This is a genomic window from Streptomyces sp. NPDC127108 (genome assembly GCF_042677545.1).
Classification (GTDB): domain Bacteria; phylum Actinomycetota; class Actinomycetes; order Streptomycetales; family Streptomycetaceae; genus Streptomyces.
On the sequence record NZ_JBHXTE010000026.1, the window covers coordinates 108,367 to 115,183 of the forward strand.

Genomic DNA, 6,817 nt, shown 5'->3' on the forward strand with positions numbered 1-6,817 from the left:
CTTCCGGGGGGGGCACCGGAGGGCCAGGGTGAGCGCGAGGGTGACTCCGGCGAGGGCCACCCCCAGCGGGGTCCCGAGGGCTGGGTGAGGTGACACCACGTCACGTAGGCCAGCGCGGCCCCGGCGAGCAGCATCACGAACACCAGGACGAAGAGCAACTCCTCCTTCCGCGCACGCCGGCTCCGCTCCGGTAGGGCCTCGCCGTCGTCGGCACCGTACTGGCTCTCGGTGGGTCATCCGCCGCCTCCGCCACCGCCGGAGTCCCTTTCCGGGCCCCGGGCTCCGCCTGGCCGGTACGGACACGGCCCCTGGCCGACGACCCCGCGGTGCGACCCGGCAGACCGAGAGGTGGTCAGGCGATGAAATCGTGGAGGGCGGGCAGCGGAGCGGTCTTCTTGGCAGGTCCGATGTAGACCACGGCCTCCTCGAACTGGAAGTAGGAGAGCCCTTCGTGGCGTGGGCCGATGACGAGGAGGTTGCTCCCGCGGCGCCAGGCCGCGTGCCGCCATTCGCCGGGTCCCATGGCCAGGGTGCCGCCTTCGGACCTGAGGTCGTGCTCTGGCGGACCGAGTCGCTGACTGAATTGGGCGACAGCGGCGTTGATCTGCGCGTCGAAGACCTCCCGTCCGGCGTTCTCGTGGCTGGACCAGCCGGGCAACGTGCCCCAGAAGTCTTCGCCCCAGTCCTCGCCGCCCACCCAGTAGAAGTGGGCAAACGACAGGGCGAGGTGGCCCCCGAGGTGGGCGAGATGACCTTCGGCCGTGACGAGCATGTCCTCCAACGGCAAGTCGTCGCCTTCGCGCCAGCCCAGTCCCCGCATCGCTGCCTCGGGGACCGTTCGGTCGTCCCACTGCAGTTCCGCCAGGCCGACGATCTGCCCCACCAGAAGGGGGGTGACGGGGCAGATGGCGATGTGATCGGTGATCGGGTACTGATCTGTGGTCGCGACCTCGTCTGTCATGGCGGAACGGTATCCAGGTCCTGCGGCGACATCGACGCCCACCCCCACGCGACCTCCTCCTCGGCGGCCGCGGCAGGGTCGGGAGACACGGCGGTGACGATGCGTCCGGAGCGCCCGGCCGGGCGAGGCGATTTCGTCCTCGCGTCACTTCTCGGGGGAGTTGTGGTTCACCTGGCCAACCGCGTAGACCGCCGCCTCGTCGAGATGCTGCGGCGGGGCGGTCGGCAGCCGGCGGATCGTGCCCGAGGAGGTGGCGAAGTCGGTGACCGGTGGCTTTTCCCGCCGCGCCCCGACTCAGAAGCAGCCCTCTCCTGACCAATCCCTACCAAGCGATGTGCGCACGGGGCAGTGAGCTGCCTAATCTGCCGGACGGCAGCCGAGTCTCTCCACAACCAGTGCCGTGTCTTTCTGCGTCTGTTGTTCGTGTGCCTTCCCACTCGTGGCAGGCGTGATCCGGCAGGTCCTGCCGTGCGAGGACGTGCAGGACATGCCGTGTCGCCGTCGCTCGCCCCGGGCAGCCGTGCTGCCGTCCGTACCAAGGAGACGCTCGTGCCCGAGACCCCCTGCACCCTCGTCGCCCTGCCCCGGCCCGACGGCGCGCGCCTGGCTCTCTACCTGCATGGGCCGAGCGACCCTGGCCTGGTGATCGTCCTGGCCCACGGATGGCAGGCGACCTCTGCCATCTGGGACAAGACGGTGGAACAACTGAACCGTCCGTCCACCCTCATCGTGCGCTATGACCAGCGCGGACACGGCCGTTCCACCTCCGGCACCGCACGGCCGGCGATGTCCCTGCTGGCCGACGACATCCAGGCCGTTATCGCCGCCACCGCGCCCGGGGACGTACCGGTCATCCTTGTCGGCCACTCCATGGGAGGCGCCGCGATTCTCACGCTGGCCGCTTCCCGCCCCCGCCTCTTTGGGGAGAAGGCAATCGCGGCTCTGCTCGTCGCCACCAGCAGCGGCGGTCTCGACCTCGCTGCCGCTGGATTTCCCCTGCGGACGCGGCTGGTCGGCCTGCTGCGCCACGCCATGGCCAGCCTGTGCATTCACGCCCCCGGCGTGGCATTGCGCCTGCACAACCTCTGGCAGGCGCGGTTGAGCACACAGCCCCCCATGGATGTCGCCGGGCGGTGGTTCAAAGCACTGATGCGCCACGATGTCACCGAGCTGGGGGCCTTGCGGCGGATCCCGGTGCACATCCTGGTGGGGGAGGAGGACCCCACGGTTCCGCCCGTCCACTCGCACCGGCTGGCCGAGCAGATTCCCACCGCTGAACTGCACGTCGTCCCGCGAGGCTGTCATCGTCTGCCCACCCGGCACTCGTCAGTCGTCGTCTCGGCGATCGAGCGCACGTGCTCCGACGCCCTCCATGGGTCCGGCAGCCGACTGCCCGTGGACAAGACCGACGGCCCCGCGCCCGGCCTGGGCCCGGCCACGGTCCACACACCGCTGGTGTGACGCCGAGCATGGGTCCCGGTCGGCGGGGTCGGCGGCGTCGGCGGTTTCGAAGGGTGCGCCGGGCGAATTTCTGTCCGCCCGGTCCCTCATGCGGTCCTGCCAATTCAACGGTGTAACTGGGTTGGTTGATGTGTCAGTTGTGGGCTGCTGAGAGGCGTCCATCGAAGGCGATGTCGAACGCCTGGAGGGCTCGCTTCCAGCGGCTGGTCCACCGTTTGCGGCCCTTGCCGGTGGGGTCTAGGGACACCCCTGGCGGACTGCGAGTCCAGGGTCGCCGCCACGGTGCGGGGGTTTAGCCCGTCGCGGACGCGGACCAACTCGTGGAGCTCGGCGTGGATACGGGTCAGGGCCCCACTTGCCCGCCACCGCTGAAAGTACCCGTAGAGGGTGCGCTAGGGGGTGTCTGACAATTCCGGTCTGATCAGCGAGATTCGGCTGAGCTGGCAATCCGGAGGTGCGCCGATCGGCTGGGGGACTGGGCAGTGGCTACGAACGGCGGGCCAGTAGATGGGCGTCGAGGAAGCCCCGATCAGAGGCTGGATCGTGGAGCAGCCGGGCGAAGGGATCGAGCCCAGCATCGCCCAGCAGTTCGGCGAGGCGATCCGCCGGCCAGCTGTAGGCGGGCGCCACCTTGTGGTCGAACCGGACCGGTTCTTGTCCGTCAGTCCCGAAGAAGGAGACCAGGAGCAGACCGTCCGGTACCAGGACACGTACCAGTTCGGCGAGCAGCTCCGGTAATTCTCCCGGAGGGGTGTGAATCATTGAGTAGTGGGCCAGTACGCCGCCGAGCGCGGCGTCCTCGATCGGCAGGGATTCCATCCGCGCCTCTTGGAAGCGCAGCGCCGGATGGGCCTGCCGGGCGTGGTCGACCATGCCGGGGGCAAGGTCTAGTCCGAAGGCGTCCAGGCCGAGTTCGTGCAGCATGGCTGTCAGATGTCCGGGCCCGCACCCGACATCCGCTGTCCGCAGGTTGCCCGTCGCGCGCACCAGTTCGGCGAAGGTGCCGATCATGGCCCGGGAGAAAGGCTGTGTCTCCAGCCGGTTTGCGAACAGCGATGCGTACAGCTCGACGACACCGTCGTAGGCCGTCCTGGTCTCGTCCTGATGATTCGCCACGGGCAGGACTCTATAGCCGGTCTGATAATTGATCTTGTGGCAGGTCGAGGTGAGTTGACGGTGCGGCATGGAGGCGGATAGAGCCCCTTTTGCCTCAGGTGGACGGACGGGGCCGTCCGTGGCGTGATCACCGGCAGGTGGTCAACGGGGTGCTGTGGCGGCTGCGGACAGGGGCTCCGTGGCGGGATCTTCCCGATCGGTTCGGGCCGTGGCAGACCGTCTACGAGCGGTTCGCCCGCTGGGAGGCGGACGGCACCTGGGCACGGTTGCTGGAGCGCGTTCAGGTCCGCGATGACGCGGTGGGCCGGGTGGAATGGACCGTCTCCGTCGACTCCACCATCAACCGAGTCCACCAGCACGCAGTCGGCGCCCGCAAAAAGGGGATGCGAACGGGGACGAACTGGAAGATCCGGGCCGCTCGCAGGCGCGCCAGGCCCTCGGCCGCTCCCGAGGCGGACTGACCACCAAAGTCCATCTCGCCGTCGATGGCCGGGGCCTGCCCCTGTCGATTGTGCTCACGCCCGGCAACGTCAACGACGCGACGGCGTTCGGCCAGGTCCTCCACGGCATCCGCACCCCGCGCCTCGGCACGGGCCGCCCGCGCACGACACCGGACCGTGTGCTGGGTGACAAGGCGTATTCAAGCAGGGCCATCCGCCATCTGCTGAGGCGCCGGGGCATCGCTGCCACGATCCCCGAGCGCCGTGACCAGGCGGCGAACCGCCACCGACGCGGAGCCCTCGGCGGCCGGCCGCCGGCCTTCGACAAGATCACCTACCGCGACCGCAACGTCGTCGAACGATGCTTCGCCCGCCTCAAGCAGTTCCGCGCGATCGCGACCCGGTTCGACAAGCTCGGCGACCGCTACCGTGCAGGAGTTGTCCTGGCTTCCTTGATCCTCTGGCTTCGCGAGTCCACGGGTAATCATTTGTCAGACAGGCCCTAGGGGACCTCGAAGTCGACCGGCACGGATCTCCAGTTCACGCCGTTGTTACGAGCGACGACTCCGCCACACCACATGGGGCTACGGCTCAGTCGGGTGCTTCCTGGGTGACCAGGGGCCTGAGGAAGGAGGCGATGCGCTGCTCGATCTCGGTGATCTGCTGCTCGTGCAGGTAGAGCGCGTCACGCACATTGCGCTTCGACTGCTCGTCGGTGCGGTTCTGTTCGATGTTGCGCTGGACACTGCCGATCAGCTCCTGGAGCTGGCTGTGCAACGTGTCTCCGATCTCGCCCCAGACTCCGCGCAAGTCAGCTGTACGACTGTCAGCGTACTGCCGGGCGGACCGTCCGGCTGATTCCTTGATGTGTTCGGCGAATTCCATGGCGATGCGGTCGCGGAGTTTGCCGCTGGCGAAGACTGCCGAGGCAGCGGCCAGGAGTGGGCCCAGAGCCGCCCCGATAGCCAAGGTCAGTCCCAGCGGCGGCAGGACGATGCCCAGGCTGATGATGCCGGCCGCGGTGGCCGCGGTCGTGCCACCGGCTACCGCGGCTCCGGCCCCGGCGCCGGCGGCGAGGAGGGAGTTGGGGCGGAAGCGCCACGGCATGTCGGTGCGGGCGTTCTGTGTGGCGCCGTTGCCCTGGGACGCGGAGACTGCCAGAAGGTGCAGCAGGTGATCGTGGTTTCGCACGGAGCCCGACCCGGTGACTTCGGTGCGCAGCTTGTCCAGCAGCTGCGCATGGGTGCGCAGCATGGGTTCAAGTTCCCGTAGGAGTTGCTTCTGCCGGTCGCGGACCAGCGGTTCGAGCTCCTTCGCGCTGAAGAGCTGCAACTTGCGCTGGAGGACACTCGTATAGGCATTCTGTAACTCGTGCTGCATCGCCAGCCTGCCGCCCTGGCCGAAAGGCCGGAAGAACTGCCGCGCGGTGCTCTGCTTCTGGGTGTCCCAATGGAGAACCTCTTCGCTCTCCCTCGTCAAGAAGGCCGAGAAAGCAAGCTGTAGTTCGTTGCCGACAGCGGCGATCCGCGAACTGACGATCTCGCGGATCGCCTCCGCGCTCTGACGCAGATCGTTCTGAGTTTCCTGGCTCTCGCTCAATAGAGTGTTGAGCTCCGCGCTGGACTTCATCAGAAGGGCACCCTCGTCGTGGAGGCGCTGACGCAGGCCGACCGCGTTCTGCCGCAGGAACTCGGCGAGCCTGACGAACTTCACGCGGGCCGCGTCCTGCATGCAGAACAACTCCAGCGCGCCCTCGAGTTGCCCGATCGCGGAGGCTCGCGCTCTCTCGGCGTTCCCCTCGATGCGTGCTTTCAGTGCCTCCAGGGCGCTGACGAAGAATACGTTAGGCGTGGTGGGCGCCTCCGTGCCTCCCGTCAGTCCGGCCACGATGTTGCGGCAGCGGCTGATGACGGCGTCTCGATCCTTCTCGTCAATGCGATCGAACTGGTTGACGACGAAGAAGATGTCGCGATGGCCGAGCTGTCGAACGTACTGGAGGTAGTGCTCGGTCTCGTACGCGGTGAAGGGACGCCCGGCATCGGTCACGAAGATGACGGCGTCTACCTCTTCCAGGAAGCGCAGCGTGACGCGTTCGCGCTCGGGACTCTCGTTGATGCCCGCTGAGTCCACGATTTCCACCGACCGGCGAAGGATTTCGAGTGGTTGCTCGACTACGGCCAGGGCGTAGGCCGGAGCACGGGGTGCGCCGTGGGTGTCGAACTGGAGCGAAACCTCGTGGCGGAACTCCTCAATCCCGACGGGCTCCTTCTTCTCCTGACTGTCAGCGGTGCGGTAGAGCCAGGCCTGTTCCTTCTCGCCCCAGCGCAGGACGGTGGTGAAGGCAGTCGCCGGATTCGCCTGGGTGGGCAGGAGCTCCTTTCCGAGTAGGGCGTTGATCAGCGTGCTCTTGCCGCTGCTGAACTCCCCGAGCACCATGATTCGGAATGATTCGCGCTCGAAGGCTGCTCCACTGATGCCCAGTATGGGTGACGGAGCGCCTGTGCCGTCGCTGAGCACGTTCCCCGCCTCCGCGGCGATGTGCTGCAGTGCTGCGTAGTGAGCACGCAACGTCGCCAGGTTCTCACTCCAGCCCTGGAAGTGCTCCGTACGGGATTCCGGACCCCGTGCACCCATCAACTGCTCCTCCATGATTCTCCCTCTAAGGCGCGAAGGTGTCCTCGCACGGTGAGTGCCAGCTCCCGCGCCCGTTCGTCGAGTGCTCGCCAGTGGTCCAGGGATTGGGGTGCCGTCGTGGGGGGGGGGGGGGGGGGCCGCCCCCCCCCCCCCGCCCCGCCCGACCGACGAGGCAGAACGGGTGGACTGGATGAACTCGAAGGGC

At 67.7% G+C, this 6,817-nt stretch carries 4 protein-coding genes and 1 pseudogene; 2 read left to right on the forward strand and 3 right to left on the reverse strand.

Features of this window, described 5'->3' with window-relative positions:
* Window positions 1–352 precede the first annotated feature (352 nt).
* Window positions 353–961, reverse strand: a complete 609-nt coding sequence (locus ACFVHO_RS22990) for a hypothetical protein (protein WP_385717561.1) — start codon at window positions 959–961, stop codon at window positions 353–355.
* 549 nt (window positions 962–1,510) lie between these two features.
* Here ACFVHO_RS22990 and ACFVHO_RS22995 point away from each other — a divergent pair.
* Window positions 1,511–2,422: an alpha/beta fold hydrolase gene (locus tag ACFVHO_RS22995; protein ID WP_385717564.1), complete on the forward strand. Its 912-nt coding sequence runs from the start codon at window positions 1,511–1,513 to the stop codon at window positions 2,420–2,422.
* A gap of 486 nt (window positions 2,423–2,908) precedes the next feature.
* Here ACFVHO_RS22995 and ACFVHO_RS23000 read toward each other — a convergent pair whose 3' ends face one another.
* Window positions 2,909–3,538 carry a class I SAM-dependent methyltransferase gene (locus tag ACFVHO_RS23000; protein WP_385717567.1) on the reverse strand — a complete coding sequence of 210 codons (630 nt, stop codon included), beginning with the start codon at window positions 3,536–3,538 and terminating at the stop codon, window positions 2,909–2,911.
* A 36-nt stretch (window positions 3,539–3,574) separates the two neighbouring features.
* Here ACFVHO_RS23000 and ACFVHO_RS23005 point away from each other — a divergent pair.
* Window positions 3,575–4,484, forward strand: a pseudogene (locus ACFVHO_RS23005) (IS5 family transposase).
* An 85-nt stretch (window positions 4,485–4,569) separates the two neighbouring features.
* Here ACFVHO_RS23005 and ACFVHO_RS23010 read toward each other — a convergent pair.
* Window positions 4,570–6,627 carry a dynamin family protein gene (locus ACFVHO_RS23010; protein WP_385717570.1) on the reverse strand — a complete coding sequence of 686 codons (2,058 nt, stop codon included), beginning with the start codon at window positions 6,625–6,627 and terminating at the stop codon, window positions 4,570–4,572.
* Window positions 6,628–6,817 lie beyond the last annotated feature (190 nt).